Source organism: Syntrophaceae bacterium, from assembly GCA_013177795.1.
In the GTDB taxonomy this organism is placed as follows: Bacteria; Desulfobacterota; Syntrophia; order Syntrophales; family UBA2192; genus UBA2192.
Genome location: JABLXY010000002.1, coordinates 701166 through 718247, shown reverse-complemented (window position 1 = coordinate 718247; position 17082 = coordinate 701166). Strand labels below are relative to the sequence as shown.

The 17082-nt window shown below is 64.9% G+C and carries 9 protein-coding genes; 3 read left to right on the top strand and 6 right to left on the bottom strand.

Annotated elements, in window-relative coordinates:
* Positions 1-3: 3 nt before the first annotated feature.
* From HPY67_08355 to HPY67_08345, 3 genes are all read right to left on the bottom strand, one after another.
* A complete protein-coding gene (locus HPY67_08355) occupies positions 4-8688 on the bottom strand; it encodes a hypothetical protein (protein ID NPV04728.1) in 8685 nt (2894 codons plus the stop codon).
* A 93-nt stretch (positions 8689-8781) separates the two neighbouring features.
* A complete protein-coding gene (locus HPY67_08350; protein NPV04727.1) occupies positions 8782-10020 on the bottom strand; it encodes a hypothetical protein in 1239 nt (412 codons plus the stop codon).
* 25 nt (positions 10021-10045) lie between these two features.
* Entirely contained in the window at positions 10046-11569 is a 1524-nt protein-coding gene (locus tag HPY67_08345; protein NPV04726.1) for a transglutaminase domain-containing protein, read from the bottom strand.
* A gap of 256 nt (positions 11570-11825) precedes the next feature.
* On the opposite strand from HPY67_08345, the gene HPY67_08340 reads away from it, so the two are divergent.
* The 3 genes from HPY67_08340 (at position 11826) to HPY67_08330 (ending at position 14389) form a co-directional block, all read left to right on the top strand.
* On the top strand, positions 11826-13652 hold the full coding sequence (locus HPY67_08340; GenBank protein NPV04725.1) for a carbamoyltransferase: 1827 nt from the start codon (positions 11826-11828) through the stop codon (positions 13650-13652).
* A 158-nt stretch (positions 13653-13810) separates the two neighbouring features.
* A complete protein-coding gene (locus tag HPY67_08335; GenBank protein ID NPV04724.1) occupies positions 13811-14230 on the top strand; it encodes a hypothetical protein in 420 nt (139 codons plus the stop codon).
* Positions 14231-14389 carry a hypothetical protein gene (locus HPY67_08330; GenBank protein ID NPV04723.1) on the top strand — a complete coding sequence of 53 codons (159 nt, stop codon included), beginning with the start codon at positions 14231-14233 and terminating at the stop codon, positions 14387-14389.
* Here the strand turns inward: HPY67_08330 and HPY67_08325 are convergent.
* The 3 genes from HPY67_08325 to HPY67_08315 all read right to left on the bottom strand — a co-directional run bounded on the left by HPY67_08325 (position 14370) and on the right by HPY67_08315 (position 17066).
* Positions 14370-15293: a hydroxymethylglutaryl-CoA lyase gene (locus HPY67_08325; GenBank protein ID NPV04722.1), complete on the bottom strand. Its 924-nt coding sequence runs from the start codon at positions 15291-15293 to the stop codon at positions 14370-14372. The genes HPY67_08330 and HPY67_08325 overlap by 20 nt on opposite strands.
* A 246-nt stretch (positions 15294-15539) precedes the next feature.
* Complete coding sequence (locus HPY67_08320; GenBank protein ID NPV04721.1) at positions 15540-15752, bottom strand: acetyl-CoA carboxylase biotin carboxyl carrier protein subunit; 213 nt, start codon at positions 15750-15752, stop codon at positions 15540-15542.
* A 123-nt stretch (positions 15753-15875) separates the two neighbouring features.
* The gene (locus HPY67_08315; protein NPV04720.1) at positions 15876-17066 is read right to left on the bottom strand and encodes a pyruvate carboxyltransferase; all 1191 of its coding nucleotides are present in this window, start codon (positions 17064-17066) and stop codon (positions 15876-15878) included.
* Between the last annotated feature and the right edge of the window lie 16 nt (positions 17067-17082).

Genomic DNA, 17082 nt, shown 5'->3' with positions numbered 1-17082 from the left:
ATTCTAACGAAGTCCCGTCGTCACCGTCAACTTGTCAAAGGGGTTCGTGTCGTCGAAGACCACGACGGGAACCCGCGACGTGTCGCCGGCAATCCCGCGCCAGGTCTTCGTGGCCAAGACCTGACCGTTGCGTCCCGCCTTGAAGGTCACCGAGCCGTCGGGCTTCATCGTCACCGCCACCCTTCGCTTCTCCCCCGGCGCCAGCCGGTTGCCCGGCCCGAAGGTCTCGCCGTCGGTGAAGACGTGGGCATAGTCCCGGGAGCGGTTCGTGATCTCCGCCGCGACGGACCGTGACACCGTTTGCCCGGAGCTGACAGAGCCCCCCGAAGACGCTGCGGAGCCGCTGCGGCGGACCGTGTAGGTGTCGCTCGTGTCCTCACCGCGGACCAGGGCCGTAAAGAGGTTTCCCGATTGGGCCATGGTGAACTCGAACGACCCGGCAGGCTTCGTATCGCTGGATTCCCGGAAGGTCCCCGTCACGCGGCCGCCGGACACGGTCCCCTCGAGAGTGCCCCGGATCGTCTCTTTCTGCCGTGCCCCGGAGGCCGCTGTGTAGGGAACATCCACCCGGAAGGTCCCCGTGATGCGGCTGCCGCTCTGGGACAGGTCGAAGGTCACCACCTCGCCGTCGGGCCCGGGGTCGCTTCTCCAGGCGCCCGTCCATGAGCCTGTCGATGTCGCCTCCGTACCGGCGGAGGCGGTGCCGACGGGCGAGCCGACAAGGGTGATGCCCCGCAGGCAGAAGCCCGGGGCGGCATCGCCGTGGTAGTATTTCTTGTCGGTGTCCCGGTGATCGAAGCGAAGCCCCGTGACGATGCTGCCCGCAGGCAGGCTGAACACGGCCATCCAGCGGCTCCCCCCGATGTTGGTCTCCTTCGGCCAGGCGTGGGTCGCGCCGCCCGTCTCGCCCCGGTTCCATTCCGAGGAGTGCACGCCGGCCTTGATCTCGAAGACCCGGTCCCCGGAGGTCGTCTGCACGGTCAGCACGGTGGTCGTCATCTTGTCGGGCACGTTGTGCGCGTTGTCGAGGTTGCTCACCACCGCCACGGCGCTGGCCGCCACCCGCTGGGGCAGCGGGATGTCGAGCCGGAGCCTCTTCTCGTGAGTCGCCTTGAGACGGATCCATGAGCCGTCGTCCACCTCGATGTTCTTGACCTTGCGCGGGGCGCCTTTCTTTCCGCCGTAGGGAGTCAAGTCCACGAGGTAGAAGCCGGTATCGGCCGGTGCCGTCGATGACGGACCGGCGGGGGATGTCGATGTGCCCGTGGGCGCAGTCGGAGCCGTGGCGATGATTGCCTCGAGCTGACGGATGTGCTTATCCAACTGCGGGTCGGGCCAATGGGTCAGGCTCTCCCTGTATTTCGCGATCGCCTGGGGGACGCGGTTCTGATTCTGCAGTTTCGAGCCTTCCTGACGCAGGGCGGCGGCCTTCGCCCTCCGGGCCTCCAGGTCCGCCACGTACTTCTGCCGCGCGGTGTCGGGCCACAGCCCCGCGCTCTCCTTGAACTTCGTGAGGGCCTCGCTGGGCCGCCCCTGGTTGAAGAGCGCCGTGCCCTCCTGCCAGAGTCGGTCGGCGGCGGCCTTCTTCTGGCCCGCCTCGGCCTGCTTGCCCTCGAGCATCCGAACGTGCTCCTCCAGGGCCGGGTCCGGCAGGAGCTTCAGGCTCTGGCGGTAGCTGGCGATTGCCTCGGGGATCTTGCCCGCGTTCTGCTTCGCCTCGCCGTCTGCCCGCCAGTTCTTCGCCCCCGCGATCCGGTTGCGCAGTTCCTGGGCGTGGACAATGATCCACATCCGGTCCTTTTGCTCCACCGTGGGATGGAAGGAGGCGATGGCCTTGTCATAGGCGGCCAGGGCCGCGACGTACTTGGCCTCCTTTTCCAGGGACTGCCCGTCGGCCCAGTACTTCCGGACCCAGCGGTCGTGCTTGCCGGTTTCGAGGTTCCAGATCTGCCGCTCGATCGACTCGGCGTTGAAGGGCCTGTACAGCGAGAGGCTTTTGCGGTACTTCTCGATGGCCTGGTCGTACAGGGGCGCTGCGGTCTGGATGTCCGGGTCTTTCGTCGCCTGCTGGACGAGTGCGTCCGCCTCGTTCTTGAGCGTGATGGACAGCCTGTAATTCTCAAGGTACTTCTTCCGGCCCCCGAGCGTTGTCTCGAGTTCCTTGATCTTTTTCTCCACGGCGGCGTCTGGGATGTACTTGAGACTCTCCCGATAATTCTGGATCGCCGTCGTGAGGTAGATCTGCTGCTGCTCCTCGAGCTTCTCGCCCCACTGGAGCTGCCGCGCCTGGATGGAGGATTCGTTCGTCAGATAGCTTCTCTCGGCGTTGCCTGCCGCATCAAGGAGCTTTCTCCCGGCCGCGATGCGCTCGTTGTCCGCCTTCGTCTTCTCCGCACGCGCGACGATCATCGCCCGCCATTGCTTCAGCTGCTCGTTGTTGGGCTGCAGCGCGATGGCCTCATCGGCCGTCTTCAGCGTGTTCTGCAGCGCATCGACCGTCAGGTATTCCTTGTCCTCGGCCGCCTTGCGCACCCAGGGGATGAGTTCCTGGAGGCGCTTGTTCTTCGTGTAGGCCTGGCTCCTGAGCTCCACGGCCTCCTTGTACTCGGGCTCCGTTCCGTTGTAGATGCTCTGCCCGTTGGCGAACCCCTCGTCGTAGAGCTTCAGGGCCCCCGCGTAGTCGTAGGCCCGCACCTTCTCCCCCGCGGCCTTCAGGATCCCGATCTGCCGGTCCTTCTGCGCCTTCCACTGCCGCGCCCAGTCCTCCTGCTGCTTCAACTCCTTGTCGGCATAGGCATCGAGCTTGGTGGACGCCCGCCACGCCGCCGCAATCTCGAGGGCCTTGCCGAAGTCCTTCCGCTCGTTGGCCGAGCGCACCTCGTAGACCTTGTCGCGCACCTCGCCGTTGTACTTGTTCCAGCGCGTGCCGAGCTCCTGGTTGGCCTGCTGCACCGCCGGGTAATAGCTGTTGAGGTTCGAGGCGACGATCAGCTCCTTCTGGGCGTCGGCAAACCGGTTCTCGTCCATCAGCTTCTTCGCCTTGGCGATCTGCTGGTGGATCGTCTCCTTCTCCTGCCTGAGCTTCCGGGCCGTGTCGGCCGCCTCCCGGTTGGCCGGGTCGAGCTTCGCCGCCTCTTCGGCGTCCCGGATCGCCCCGTCATAGTCGCCCTTGCGGGCCTTGTCTTTCGCCGATTGCACCTTCGCCTTCGCGTCGGCGGCATCCTTGGCTTTCTGCTGTCCTTTCTGAATCGCCTCGCGCGTCACGGTCGCGCTGAAGCTCCCCGCGCCGATGCCGAGCTCCACGTCGTTGCGGTCGCGAGCCACGACGGAGAGTTCGCAGGTCCCCGCCTCCCCGGCGGTGACGCGCGCTTCCCGGGCGATCGGGTTGCTCACCCGGCAGGGCCCGCTCTTGACGCGCCACTCATACTTTACGGGGCCCGCCTGCGGCTGCGGCTGCACGTCGGCCGCAAACTCCACGATCTGGTCCACGGCGATGGCGTTCTCCACATCCACAAGCCCCACGCCCTCCTTCCAAATCTTCGGCTTGGGTCCCATGGCCTTGGGTCCCGAGACGTTCACGGCGTACTTCTTCGCCTTCACGGTTCCCTTCGCCTCGCCGAGGTCCTCGCCGCTCTTGGGCACCCGGGCCAGGACGTGGATCTCGGCCGGTTTGTCGTCCTTCAGGGTGAAGGTGATCTCCCTGCCGTCCTTGGACTCCATGGACTGCTTGACGTTTCCTGGCACGGGCATCCACCGGAAGTCGATATCCTTCACCTCCGGCTTCACCGTGAGCTTCGCCTTCACCTCCTGGCCCACGTAAGGTTCCTTCGGGGTAAAGGCCAGCTCCAGCTGGGGCTTGATCACCTCGATCTCAAGCTGATCCGACTCGGCCACGGTGGCCTCGCGGCCCTCGCGCTTCTCCAGCACCTGGACCCAGACCTTCACCCTCCCCGGCTTCGGGAAGGCGGCCTGAACGTCGGGAGCACTGGAATCGAGCTTGTCGAAGGTGACCTCCGGGTGCGGCTGCCAGCGGTAGATGAACGTGCCGCTCGCGGGCTTGCCGTCCACGGTGAGGGTCGCCTTGAGGCCCGTCTTCACGCCCACGGGGACGGGCTTCGTGTCGGCGGGTGCCCGCTCGATCTTCACCCTGTAGTCGGCCACCTCGTACTGCAGGGAGGCCCCGCCCATGCCGAACCGCTTGCCGTCTACGGAAACGGAGAGGTCGTATTTCCCGGGTTTTTGCGGCTTGATCGTGATCGTGGCCTTCTTCTTCGAGTCTTCGGGCTTGTCGTCGAAGGTGCCGCCCCAGTTGTAGGTGAAGGGGCTGTCTTCGGGCTTGTCGTTGTGAACCTCGGCGGTCACCTGCACCGTGTCGCCCACCCGAAGCTTTTCCAGTTTCGGGGGCGACAGGGTCACCTTCGGCAGGTCCGAGCCGTCGTACTTGGGGCCCTTGTAGGGCTCCTGCTTGATCTCCCCGTCGGGACCGACGCGCAGGCTCGCCAGGATCGCCCGGGCCTCCTCCTGCGCGGCCACGCCCTGCGTGACGAGGTAGGCGCGGTCGCTGTTGTCCCAGCAGCCGCCGCCCCAGACGCCGTAGCCGAAACGGAGGAGCATGTTCCCTTTCACGGCGCTGCCGCTTCCATTGGCCCCGAAGTAGGAGCCCGTGTAACCGCTCCAGGGACTGCCGCTGCCGCGGCGCATCCAGAGGGCGAAGTCGGCCATGGCCCCCTGGAAATCGCCCAGGGAGAAGCCGTTTGCGCCCTCGACGCCTCCGGCCATGAAGAGACCGACGGCCATGTCGTTGGGGGTGTTTCCCTGCCGCCGGGCCTTGAAGGACTTTTCGGCCGCCGCCAGGCAGTCCGCGGCTGATTTCGGGTCATCCTTGCCGGAGGCTGCAACGGGGAACTCGGCCCAGAGCTTCGCCGTCACGGAGGATTCCCCGCAGGGGAATTTGTTTTTCGCCGGCTTGCGCTCCATGACGAGGCCCTTTTCATTGTAGCTGGCCGTCCAGTTGCCGGGGCTTGTGCCGGAGAACTTCCACTTGCCCGGGACGACGGGCGGCACGACGCCGTCTTTCCCGTCGTCCTTCTTGTCGTCTTTCTTGTCGTCCTTGGGCTTCCTGACGGTCAGCCGGTGGGTCGCGCTTCCGAGGACCACCTTCTTGCCTGCGATCTCCGTTGTGGCCGTGACCGTGATGTTCATCACCGTTTCTTCCAGGGGAGAAAAGCGCCAGGTGATGCCGCTGTTCTGGACTGCCTGTCCGACGGACCACTCGACCCGGGCGTTCTTCAGAGCGTCGTCCGCCGGCTTGCCCGCCTTCGTCGCGGAAACACGCAGGGAGACTTCCGATGCGGCTTCCGCCTCCGTCGGGCCGGTCACGGCCAGGACCACCGTGCCCCGGTAGTGCTCCCGGACCTCCTCGAGAACCTGCCCCACCTCCTTTTCGAGAGCGGCAAGCCTCGCCGGCGTCGTCTTCTGGAACTCCCCGAGGAACAGGCGCATCCGAAGGCTGAGAAGGCGCTTCCAGGCATCGGCATCAAAGGGGTCTTTCGGATCGGGGTTGCCGCCCTTCGCACCCCGGTATTCCTGGTAGGCCTTGTCGAAGGCGGTCTGAAAAGACTGGTACACCGCGTCGATCTTCGGTCTATCCGTCGACTCGACACCCGACAAACCGAAAAGATCCGCCGCCGTGGGGGGCGGAAGGTCCGCAGACTCGAAGATCTTCGTGACCCGCCCGTGGACGGCGAGCGCTTCCCTGTACGTCTTCAGGTATCGCTTCCAGATCCCCGAGATCTGCTCGAGACGCGTGACACTGCTGGTGGCAGCATCCCACAGCCAGCCGGTGAAGCTGTCCTGCTCGGCCTGGGCGTTGGGGACGATCTTCTTCTCCATGTCCAGCAACTTTTCGACGGCCTCGAGCTCCTTTTTCGATGCCTCGACGGTCTTGAGGGCCGTCTGCATCTCGAAGAGCCGCCCCCGGATGTGACGCAGGGCCGATTCCGTCAACAGGTCGCGGTGATTGATGTAGCGCCGCACCAAATGCGCCCCGACCCGGAACTCGTTCTTTTCCACCGTCGCCGCCTGTTCGGTCAGCTCGCCGAGATTCCAGGACTCAACCCGGTCGAGATCGATCGCGGGGAAATACTTCTTGACGGCCGCGGCCATGATCTTGAGATCCTCATTCGTGTCCCACACGTAGCGCTTCGCGAAGTCGCGGATGGCCACGTTGACCTTCCGGTCGTAGGGCTTGCGGCCCTCGCCCGTGTCGAGAAGGGCGTCGCCGCGCGCCGTGTAGAGATCCTGGAAGGCAGCGGAGTGAAGGATGTGCGGCAGTTTCGTGGTCGGATCGACGGAAACCTGCACCCCGGAGGTGTCGAAGCTCCGTGTGCCGCCCTTCACCTTCAGGGTGTTGCCGTCCAAGGCCCGGTAGAGGGCCGTGACAAACTGACGGTCCTCCTCGGCTTGGAGCACGAAGGAGCTCACCTGGTAGGTTGCATAGCCCGCCAGCAGGGCACCCGCCCAAACCGGATGGACGAGCCCCAGGATTTCGAGCCCGGCGAAGGCCACTCCCTCTCCAAGACTCTTGGCGTCGACCTCGCCGCCCTCGGTGTACTGGATATACGCCATGGGCAGGCCGTCGAGAACGAGACCGGCCGTGGGGAAGGCGGTGTAGATCGCCTCGCCGAAACGCTTGCGCTGTTCCTCTTCCGGGATGGAGGGATCCAGGGCCACCCGGTACACGCCCCACAGGGCAAAGGTTCCCTGGAAGGCCAGGGAGGAGGGAGCCGCCTTCTTCGCCTCCTCGACGAACCCCTTGAGGATCGTCCGGTAGTTCTTCGGGGCCGTCTTCTTCAGGGCCTCTCCGATGGCTGAAAGCCTCGCACCCTGGGCCCGGGCGGCATTCAATTCGCGCAACAGGGCGATCTCGCTGTTCTTGAAACCGAGCTGGAGCAGCTCGATATTGCTGAGCCTTGAAATCTCCTCGATCATGGCCTCGAGCTCCGGGGTCAGGGTGAGCTGGCCCTTGCTGAAGAGGGACGACGTCCGAAGGCAGTCGGCCAGGCTGTCCGTCGCCGGCGAAACGGCCCGGATGCTGGCCGCGTCGGCGAGGTCCTTGCGAAGCACGGCGAGGACGTCTTCCACGTCGGCAGGGACCCCTTTGCCCGCGCGGATGGCCTTGATGGCCTCCTCGGTCGCCTCCGCGGAGAGCCGCTTCTGCTGGTAGGCAAGCTTCACGAGCCTCTTGGCCATCGCCGCGGCGCTGCGGGCCCCCTTGTCGGAGCCCTCGGCCATGAACTCGAGAAGGGCGGCCATCTCCTCCCGGAAGGCCATGTCTGCAGGCAGTTCGTCCGCGAGTTTCAGCAGCTGCTCGGGTTTCAGCTTGCTGTAGCCCGCGAGCTGCTCGTTGCTCATCAGATAGTCTTTGATGCGCCGGTATTGGGCCTCGACCTGCTTGCCCGCCTTCGCGGCCTCAACCGCCGCCTTCTGGTTTTCGACGATGACGCGCATGGCCTCGTTGTTGCTGGCCTTGGTCAGGTTCCAGAGCATCTCCTCTCCGGCCTTCGAGAACGCCTGTTCCGTCGCGAACCCGTGGGCCCGGAGGGCCTGCCGGATGTAGGCCTGGTTCTCGCGGGGCGTTTTGGCCAGGATGCGCGCGGCCTCGAGGACCCTCTTCTCCTCCTCGGTCAGCAGTCCGAAATAGCCCCCCGGCCGGGCCTCGTAGGCCCGCACGAGTCCCTTGGCCTGCTCCCGTGCACCCAGCTTCGACCGCTCACCCCACTGCAACAACTCGTCGGCGATGACGGGAAACTTGAAGGCATGGGACATGCTGTCCACCGAGAGGCCGAGGTCCCGGATGAGGGTTTCGGTGAGCTGATCGGCGGTCAGCCCCGCATCCCACGAGGCATCCAAGGCGCCGTTGTCCCCCACCCTCCAGGTCCGCGACTTGCCCTGCTTGGCGAAGTAGTCCCGCACGAAATCCTGGCCCGAGGCGCCGGGGTAGTACTCCTTCTGCACGGCCGCAAACCGCTGGGCGCTGAGATTCCGCCGGATGATGGCGTCGGCCGCCTTGTTCAGGTGGGCGGCCCCGGCGGCCTGCCCCTCCCGGGCGGCGATCTCGAGGGCCTCGCGGAACGCCGTCCTGAGAGAGTCGTAGCCGAAGTCCTCCAGGGTGGAGACGAAGATCTCGAATGTCTCCACGGTGAACCGGGCCCCTTTCGAAAAGACCGCCCGGCAGACGTCGTCACCCTCCTGCTGCAGGATTTTCTCGATCTCCTCGTGCAGCAGCTGGTTGAGGCGCTTCGCCGCCTCCCGGCCGCCCCGGACGACGATGTCCATGTCCCCCGCGTTCAGTTCCGTCGCCCAGGACCCGAGGGCGATGACCGCCTGCACCGTACCGCCGCCCTCCCCGGCCGTGAGCCTCGCGAGCGCCCGCTGAAAGACGGTCCGCCGGATGGCCAGGGCCTGCTGCTCGAGCCCCGGCGCCGCGGCCTTCAAGGCCTGCTGGTAGCGCAGGAACTCCTTGGGCTGGGACATCAGCAGCAGAAGATCCCTCTCGCTGGCCGTTCCGGTGGCGAGATAGCGGTTTACCACCAGCTCCGCCACGGAAGGCTGCTGGGCCGGGGCTGGGGATGTGAATGCGATCAGGATCAGGACACTGGCGATGGTAGCCGAAAGGATACGACGCATGGAGAACCTCCGATAGCCTTTGCGCACTGCGGTTGCGCTTCTCTTTTCGATCCAATGATGAAAACGGCCCTGGCGGCCAATCGGTTTCGCATTTCACGGCTCCGGCAGCCGGACCATCTCCAGGCCCATGCTGCGCAATTCCCTGACCTCGTCCACTGCCCGGACGCCCGCCCCCTTCAGCGCCCCGACGATCCTGTCGGCGCCCAGCGTGTCCGTCCCGAGCTGGTCGGTGATGCTGAGAAACAGATCCTTGCCGTTCTTCAGGCGGACGGCGAGGCACCCCCACTGCGATGAGTTCAGGATCATCGCCCTCCCGGTGGCCCCGATCCGTGAGGAGCCCTTGCCGGAAAGCGCCGCGAGCCAGGACAGGGCGATGAGCCACTTCGGCGGCCGGACCACGACAGGCTGGTAGAAGTCCATGTCGGCGAAGGGGAAGTCCCGCTCGCCCCGGGGGCCCCAGATGCGCAGCCGGTCCGGCAGGGGAAGCAGGGCGAAGGAGGAATACCACACGGCCAGCCGCACGAGGAGAAGGCCGATGAAGGCGATGGGCCAGAAGAAGAAAAAGAGGGGCCAGCCCTCTGTGATGGCCTGCACGGTCCCCCCGGTGATCAGGAAGGGGAAGGCGAAAAAGGGAACGGTGAGGATCAGGGCCGCCACATCGCACAGCACGACGCGCCAGCGTTTGTAGGCAAGCGCCTCGGGGGGGCGTTTGGGCCAGGGAAGCACGATGTAGAGGACAAGCCCGGCCGCAGCGACCCAGGGGCTCCATTTCCGGCCGGGGAAGAGGAAATCCGTCGGGGGTGTGGGGGTGTTCGTGAACCCGCCGCCGAGGCGGAAATCCCCGTTGGAGTAGGTGCGGTACTCCGCCTTCAGGAAACGGGGCGTGCCGTTCATTTCGATGCGCAGGGTGACCGGCTCACGGGACCCGGCAAACAGCGAGGCGAGCCCGTCGACGGGCGGCTCGCCGGGCTTGAAGAAAAGCACGCCCATGGGGTACTTGTCGGAGGGAAGCCTCCTCTGCCAGTCCTTCGCAAGCGGCCTGTTCTTCATTGCCGCCAGGGCGTTCTCCGCCACCGCCGCCCAGGCCGGCCCCTCGACAATGAAGAGACGCCCCTTCGTCGCCTCGGCGATGTAGTCCTCAAGCGGCAGCGCGGCGAGGCGCTTGGTTCTCTCCGTCATGAGCCGCACGCCCAGGTAGGAGCCCTCGCCTTTCTGTTTTTCGGCAAAATCGACATGCCTTACGAGGACGAGGGGGGAGAGACTCGCAAAGAGCGCCACGAGGATGGCCGCAAAGGCGGAGCCCAGCAGGATGACCCGGCGCCACAATTCCATGGATGAGCGATTTCCTCCCCGTGGGTTACGGGCGGCCGCAGACCGCCTGGTAGTCGATGACCGTCGCCTTCAGGCGCCCCACGACGCGCCCCAGCGGCACGATGGACACCCAGCCGGGACCCTCGACGAGCTTGACATGCGTGGCGTCGACGCCGACCTGGCCGAAGGTCGGGTCCACGGAGACCCAGCCCCCCGCGTCGCTCTCCGCCCAGGCGTGGTACAGGAAGCCCACGCCCTCCATGTAGACGATCCCGCCCGCAATCCGGGTGGGGATCCCGGCGGCCCGGGCCAGCGCCGTGTAGAGCATGGTGTGGGCTTGGCACTCGCCCTTTTTCGTCTGCAGGACCTCGAGGGCGGAGAAGCTGTCCACGGTCTCGTCCTTCACCTCGTCGGCCACCCACTTCGCAAGCTTTCGCACCTTGGCCAGGGGGTCGGTGAGGCCCCTCGTCACCTCCCGCGCCGTGTTGACGATGGCCGGGTGATCGCTCTCGATCTGGCTTGCCGGAAGCACCCAGCGGTAGCCGTCGACGTCATAGTGGGGGCCCGAGATCTTCGCGGGGGCCGCGGGGTCGCGGCGTATGCGGTAGATCACGGACGAGGCGTCCCGGGGGTCCGGGAGCGCCTCCTGGCCGGGCCCCTGCAGCAGGGGCAGCTCACCCGCGATGCCCGCCAGGGAAATCTCCAGCAGCGTGGCCTCCCGGGGGCATGCCAGGGGCTTTTCGGTCCTGACGACGCTGAAGTCGAGGATGAGGTCCTTCTTGTTGAGGCTTGCCTCGGAGAGGTAGCGGCGGGCCTCGTTTTCCGTTTCCCGGTAGGTGATGAGAACACCCCGCATCCCCAACTCGAAAACGGGCTCGCCCCTGGGGTTGATCCAGGTCTCCACGTCCTGGCCCAGCATGGAGGTCTTCACCTTCCAGGAGGGTTCGATGCCGAGTTCCCGGCTTCGCTCGAAGGCGGCGACGGTCTGCGACACGGCCGTGATGCTCTGGGTCTGCGGGTCGTAGACATCGTACCGGTATTTCAGGCCGACGGCCAGGCCCCGGAGGACGGGATAGAGGTTGACCGCCGCGGCGGGGTAGAGGGGCTCCGTGCGCCTTGTTTCCACACGCTGGATTTCACCACCCGATTTCCGGACCGTGCGTAGGGAGCCGTCACGGACTTCGCCCTCGAGCAGCAGCACCTTGCCGTCCATGACCATCTCGTGCCGGAATGAGCGGGACGCGAGATCGCCGCCGACGAGGTCCTCGCTCTTCATGGCGATCCGCTTGTCGAGACCCAGGAACCGTATCCGCAGGTGCGCCTCCGACTCGAGGCGGAAGAGCCCCTCTGCGGGTACCGGGACGATCTTCAGGTGCGTGAAGCCGACCTTCTCGCCGTTGAAGACGATTCCCGCCCAGAACTCCCGCCAGGGAAGATCGTCGAGACTCCGGATGCGTGGGGGGTCCAGGGGGGTCTTGACGGGGTCGAAGTACGCGGGGGCGCAGGACCAAAAGGTAAAAAAACACAGGAAAAGCGAAAGGATAGGCCTGGTCCTCTGACGTGGATGCATGGTTTCTCCTGCCGGGTTCGCTCAGGCAAGTGGCATGCAAGCTTCGGTCCCGGCAGCCCTCTCTTGACGCCGGATTGTGAGACTGCGTCCAAACCGGACAGACTATAGGGAAGTCGGGGGTGGCTGTCAATCGGCAACAAGCATGAAAACGCGGTTCCCAAACCACGCAGTTCCTGCGGCGGACGAGGCGATGCTGGCATATTTCGTGGAAGTGCGGTAAGTAGGCAGACCAACACCGCAAAGAACCTGAGACCGGATGAAGCCGTTCCACATCCTCGGGATATCCGCATACTATCACGACAGTGCAGCCTGCCTCGTCCGCGACGGCGAGATCGTCGCGGCGGCCCAGGAGGAGCGCTTCACGCGCGTCAAGCACGATCCCTCCTTCCCTTCCCATGCCGTGGCCTACTGTCTTCGCGAAGGGGGCCTCGACGCCGGGGACCTCGACGCCGTGGCGTTCTACGAGAAGCCTTTCCTGAAGTTCGAGCGCCTGCTGCAGACCTACCTGGCCTTCGCCCCCAGGGGGCTTCGCTCCTTTGTCACGGCCATGCCCCTGTGGATCCGCCGCAAGCTCTGGATGCGGGACAACATCCGGAAGGAGCTCGGCTACGCGGGCAAGGTGGTCTTCCCCGAGCACCACGAGTCCCACGCCGCGTCGGCCTTCTTCCCCTCCCCGTTCCGCGAGGCGGCCTTCCTGACCATCGACGGCGTGGGCGAGTGGACGACCACGAGCTGGGGCACGGGCCGCGGCAACGGGCTGGAGATCCTCGCGGAGCTTCAGTTCCCGCACTCCCTGGGACTGCTCTACTCGGCCTTCACGTATTACACGGGGTTCAAGGTCAACTCGGGCGAGTACAAGGTCATGGGGCTTGCGCCCTACGGGGAGCCGAAGTACCGGGACCTGATCCTGTCGGAGCTCATGGACCTGAAGGAGGACGGCTCCTTCCGCCTCAACATGGCGTACTTCGACTACTGCACCGGCTTCACGATGACCAACGGCCGGTTCGAACGCCTCTTCGGCGGGCCGCCCCGCAAGCCCGAGTCCCCCCTGACGCAGCGGGACATGGACCTCGCCCGGTCCGTACAGGACGTCACGGAGGAGGTCATGCTCCGCATGGCCCGGACCATCCACCGGGAGACGGGGATGAAGAATCTCTGCCTGGCCGGAGGGGTGGCCCTGAACTGCGTGGGCAACGGCAGGATTTTGAGGGAGGGGCCCTTCGAGAACCTCTGGATCCAGCCCGCCGCGGGCGATGCCGGGGGCGCCGTGGGGGCGGCCCTCTTTGCATGGCACCAGGTCCTGGGCAACCCGCGGGAGGTGCAGGAGCCAGCGGACCGGATGCGGGGCGCATACCTCGGCCCCGCCTGGGACCGCGAAAGCCTCCTCGGGTATCTGCAGCGAAACGGGATCGCGTACACGGAGATGACGGAGGAGGAACTTCCCAGGGCCGTCGCCGACCTCATCGCATCGGGAAAGGTAATCGGCTGGTTCCAGGGCCGCATGGAGTTCGGCCCCCGGGCCCTAGGGAGCCGCTCGATCCTCGGTGACGCCCGCTCGCCGAGCATGCAGGAAGTGATGAATCTCAAGATCAAGTTCCGCGAGAGCTTCCGGCCCTTCGCCCCCACGGTTCTGCGGGAGAAGGTGTCGGAGTACTTCGAACTCGACCGGGAGAGCCCCTACATGCTTCTCGTGGCCCCCGTGCGGAGGGAGCTCTGCCGGGAGATGTCCGAAGAGGAACGCGCCCGTTTCGGCCTCGACAAGCTTCACGTGGTTCGCTCCTGCGTGCCGGCCGTCACCCACGTGGACTATTCGGCCCGTGTCCAGACGGTGGACCGGGACGTCAACCCCCTCTTTTACAGGACGATCGAGGCCCTGCACGAGCGGCACGGCTGTCCGCTGGTCATCAACACGTCCTTCAACGTCCGGGGCGAGCCCATCGTCTGCAGCCCCGATGACGCCTACCGGTGTTTCATGCGGACGGACATGGACTACCTCGTCATGGGGCCGTTCCTGCTGGACAAGGAAAAGCAGAAGCCGCTTGCGGATGACATCGACTGGAGAAAGCGATTCGAGTTGGACTGACAGACGGGCTGAAGCCCGTTCATTTCCTTGAAATGAGGAAGTTGCGAAGTTGAGAAGCTGAGAGGTTTGGACATGCCGGCGGCTCATCGCAGGCTTGCGGTGTCACCGAACTTCAAAACTTCCCAGCTTCTTCACTTCCGTTTTCACCGGTGCAACGGATGCTGCTCAAAGACGACATGAAAAAAATCCCCACGGACCGCCGGGCCCTGCGCAACTTCGGCCTCCTGATGGCCTGCGTCCTGCTTCTCGCCGGGGGCTGGCTGTGGTGGCAGGGGGCTGCATTCTGGCCTTGGACGGCGGGCGCATCAGCCCTGCTTGCCGTCATCGGCCTCGCCGCCCCGGCGGCCCTCAAGCCGTTCTACAAGGGCTGGATGATCCTCGCCCTGATTTTGGGCTGGATCATGACGCGGGTGATCCTCACGCTGGTTTACTACCTGGTCCTGACGCCGATTGCACTGCTGGGACGGGCCTTCGGGGAGCAGTTCCTGCCGTTGAAAACGTCGACAGGGGCAACGAGTTACTGGGTCAGGAGGGCCGGGCCGCCCCGGCCGAAAAGCGATTACGAAAGGCAGTTCTGAATGAGCATCTTTTCCACCCTCGCCGAGATCTGGGCGTTCCTCCGCGTCCGCAAGAAATGGTGGCTTGCGCCGATCATCCTGGTCCTCATGCTTCTCGGCGCCCTCATCGTCCTCACCGAGGGCTCGGCCATCGCCCCGTTCATCTACACGCTTTTTTGACGGTGTCGGGCGGCAGGTGCGTGAGCGACGCCGGAAACGTCTGGCCCATGACCGCCTCGAACCGGCGGCTCGAGTCGGCGAGCCGGTCGAGTTCAATGCCGGTCCGGATGCCCATCCCGTGCAGCATCCCGACGGTGTCCTCCGTGGCGATGTTGCCCCGGGCACCCGGTATGAAGGGACAGCCGCCCAGGCCCCCCAGGGACGTGTCGAAGATCGACACGCCCTGCCTGAGCGCCGCGTAGACGTTCGCAAGGCCCAGGCCGCGCGTGTTGTGCAGGTGAAGCGAGAGCCCCGGCGGGCTGACCTCTCCCCGCACACGAATCAGCGCCTTTTCCACCTGCTGCGGGTTTGCCATCCCCGAGGAATCGGCCAGGCAGATCTCGTCCGGACCGGTTCTCATGTACGCCCGCACAATCCTCAGCACCCTTCCCAGGGGCACGGCGCCCTCGTAGGCGCAGCCGAAGGCATTCATGACGCCGGCCCTGACTTTCATCCCCGCGTCCTGCGCCCTGCCGACGAGGCGGACGGCCTCCCGGAGGGCCTCGGCGACGGGCCTGTTGCTGTTCTTCCGGCTGTGGGTCTCGCTGGCCGAGATGAAAATGCCGACGTGGGGCACCCTGCAGCGGACAGCCCTCTCGAGGCCGCCCTTGCTGAGAATGAGCGCCGAGTAGAGGACGCCCCGCTTTCGGTCAATCCTCTCCCAGAGTTCTTCGGCATCGGCCATCTGCGGGACGAGTTTCGGGTTCACGAAGGACGACACCTCGATGCGCCGGATGCCGCAGGCGACGAGGTCGCCGATCAGCCTCAGTTTCTCTTCCGTCGGGACAATCCTGGTCTCGTTCTGAATGCCGTCGCGCAGGACGACCTCGTGGATCTCGACTTTTTTCGGCATCCCCTGACTCATGTTCCGTCCCATAAAAAATGGCGTTTCAGTCCGCCCGTTCATCAGTTGACAAGTCGAAGATTACAGTCAACTGAAGAATAATGAAAGGGAAATGTAGTAACATGTAACGCCTGTCCGTTTCATGTAACGGGGGTTTCCTCCGCTCCCATACCCTAAAGCTCTGAAAGGGTATTGAATTGACATAAAAAAATGCCGAACCGACCCGGCAAGTCAGTCCGGCATTTTTTCCCGGCTTCGGGCCGTTTTCTAGCCGAGAACCAAGAGAACCTGGTTCGTGTTGACCTTGTCGCCTTCGGCTACCTTGATCTCCTTCACGGTGCCGTTCGAGGGGGCCACGATGGGGTTTTCCATCTTCATGGCCTCGAGGATGATGAGCTCCTCGTCTTCCTTCACGGCATCGCCCACCTTCACGATGATCTCCTTGATCGTCCCGGGCATGGGGGCTACGACATCTGCCATTTCACAATCCTCCTCTTGTCTCTGTGGTAAAAAGTCGTCACGGTTCCGTGGAACCGTGAGGGGTTCTAGCAAAAAACGGGCGGCAGGGGAAGAGAAAATCTTCCCCTGCCGCGGACGTTCAGTCTACTTCTTCCAAACGGGCGCCGACGGGCCCCACTTCTCGGGCAGCTGCGCCTTCTCGGGCCAATCGGGCGGAACCCGCTGGCCGGGCTTCTCGCCTTCCTTCTCGATGAGCTTCTTCAGGCCCGGGCGCGCAAAGCGCGGATGCCCCGCCTTCTCCGTCCGGCCGTTGATCACCGCCTCGCTGCGCAGCCTGCGGCCGATCGTCTTCTCCATCTTCTGGCCCAGCCACAGCATCCGGTCCACGTCGTAGCCGTGCTCGATCCCCAGCTCGTCGATCTGCACCAGAAGATCCTCCAGGCAGATCAGACCCACGTAGCGCGGATCCTTGTAATAGTATTCGCCGGTGCCGCGGACCGGGCAGTCGTCCAGGAAGTTCGCCGGCTGGCCCCCCAGCCCTCCGAACGTCCCCTCGAACCGGCATATCCCCGCCTGCAGCGCCGCCAAAATCGACGACGAGGCGATCCGCTTCGTCTCGTGCAGGTGGCACAGGTGCGCCTCCGGGTTCGGCATCGCATCCAGGATCATCGAAAAATACCGGTACACGTCCGCCGCGTTGGCCGACCCGTCATGGTCTGCGTGCTCGATGTCAAAGGCCCCGATCGAGAACCACCGCTTCGTGAACTCCACCGCGTCCTCCAGCTTCGTCGCCCCGCTGATCGGGCTGCCCCATATCGTCGACACCGTGCCGCACATCTTGATCCCCGCATCCGTCGCCTTCTTGATGCAGCGCTCCGCCTCACGCCAGTACTGCGTCAGCGTCGTGCCCGAGTTGGCAAAGTGATGCTCCGGGTCCGTCGACACCATCATCAAAATCCGGTCCGGACCGTAGCCCTTCTTCTTCATCTCGATGGCCCGGTCCACCGCCGGCTCGCGGATCGTCACGCACGTCAAGGTCACGTCCTTGTCAATGTCGATCTTCGCACGGGCGCAGCGCTTCCTGAACCCGTCACTGCGCATGGCCTGCATCACCTGTTCGGCGTCGCGGAACTGGGGAATCCCCTCGGGGCTGCCCAGGTTCGTCACCTCCAGCTCCCGGCAGCCCGCCAGAATGCTCTCCTGGCCGTAGAAAATCTTGGCCGCCGTGGAGATGAACTTCTCCTCGTGCTGGAACCCGTCGCGGATCGTGATGTCGCCGATCATGACTTTCTTCGGCATCCGGGGAAAAATCTTCCAGAAATCGTATTCTGTCATAAAACTCCTACCTCCT

What these genes read in the sequence shown, in the direction of transcription:
- HPY67_08355 (NPV04728.1), bottom strand. Translation starts at nt 8,688, where the DNA reads ATGCGTCGTATCCTTTCGGCTACCATCGCCAGTGTCCTGATCCTGATC.
- HPY67_08350 (NPV04727.1), bottom strand. Translation starts at nt 10,020, where the DNA reads ATGGAATTGTGGCGCCGGGTCATCCTGCTGGGCTCCGCCTTTGCGGCC.
- HPY67_08345 (NPV04726.1), bottom strand. Translation starts at nt 11,569, where the DNA reads ATGCATCCACGTCAGAGGACCAGGCCTATCCTTTCGCTTTTCCTGTGT.
- HPY67_08340 (NPV04725.1), top strand. Translation starts at nt 11,826, where the DNA reads ATGAAGCCGTTCCACATCCTCGGGATATCCGCATACTATCACGACAGT.
- HPY67_08335 (NPV04724.1), top strand. Translation starts at nt 13,811, where the DNA reads ATGCTGCTCAAAGACGACATGAAAAAAATCCCCACGGACCGCCGGGCC.
- HPY67_08330 (NPV04723.1), top strand. Translation starts at nt 14,231, where the DNA reads ATGAGCATCTTTTCCACCCTCGCCGAGATCTGGGCGTTCCTCCGCGTC.
- HPY67_08325 (NPV04722.1), bottom strand. Translation starts at nt 15,293, where the DNA reads ATGAGTCAGGGGATGCCGAAAAAAGTCGAGATCCACGAGGTCGTCCTG.
- HPY67_08320 (NPV04721.1), bottom strand. Translation starts at nt 15,752, where the DNA reads ATGGCAGATGTCGTAGCCCCCATGCCCGGGACGATCAAGGAGATCATC.
- HPY67_08315 (NPV04720.1), bottom strand. Translation starts at nt 17,066, where the DNA reads ATGACAGAATACGATTTCTGGAAGATTTTTCCCCGGATGCCGAAGAAA.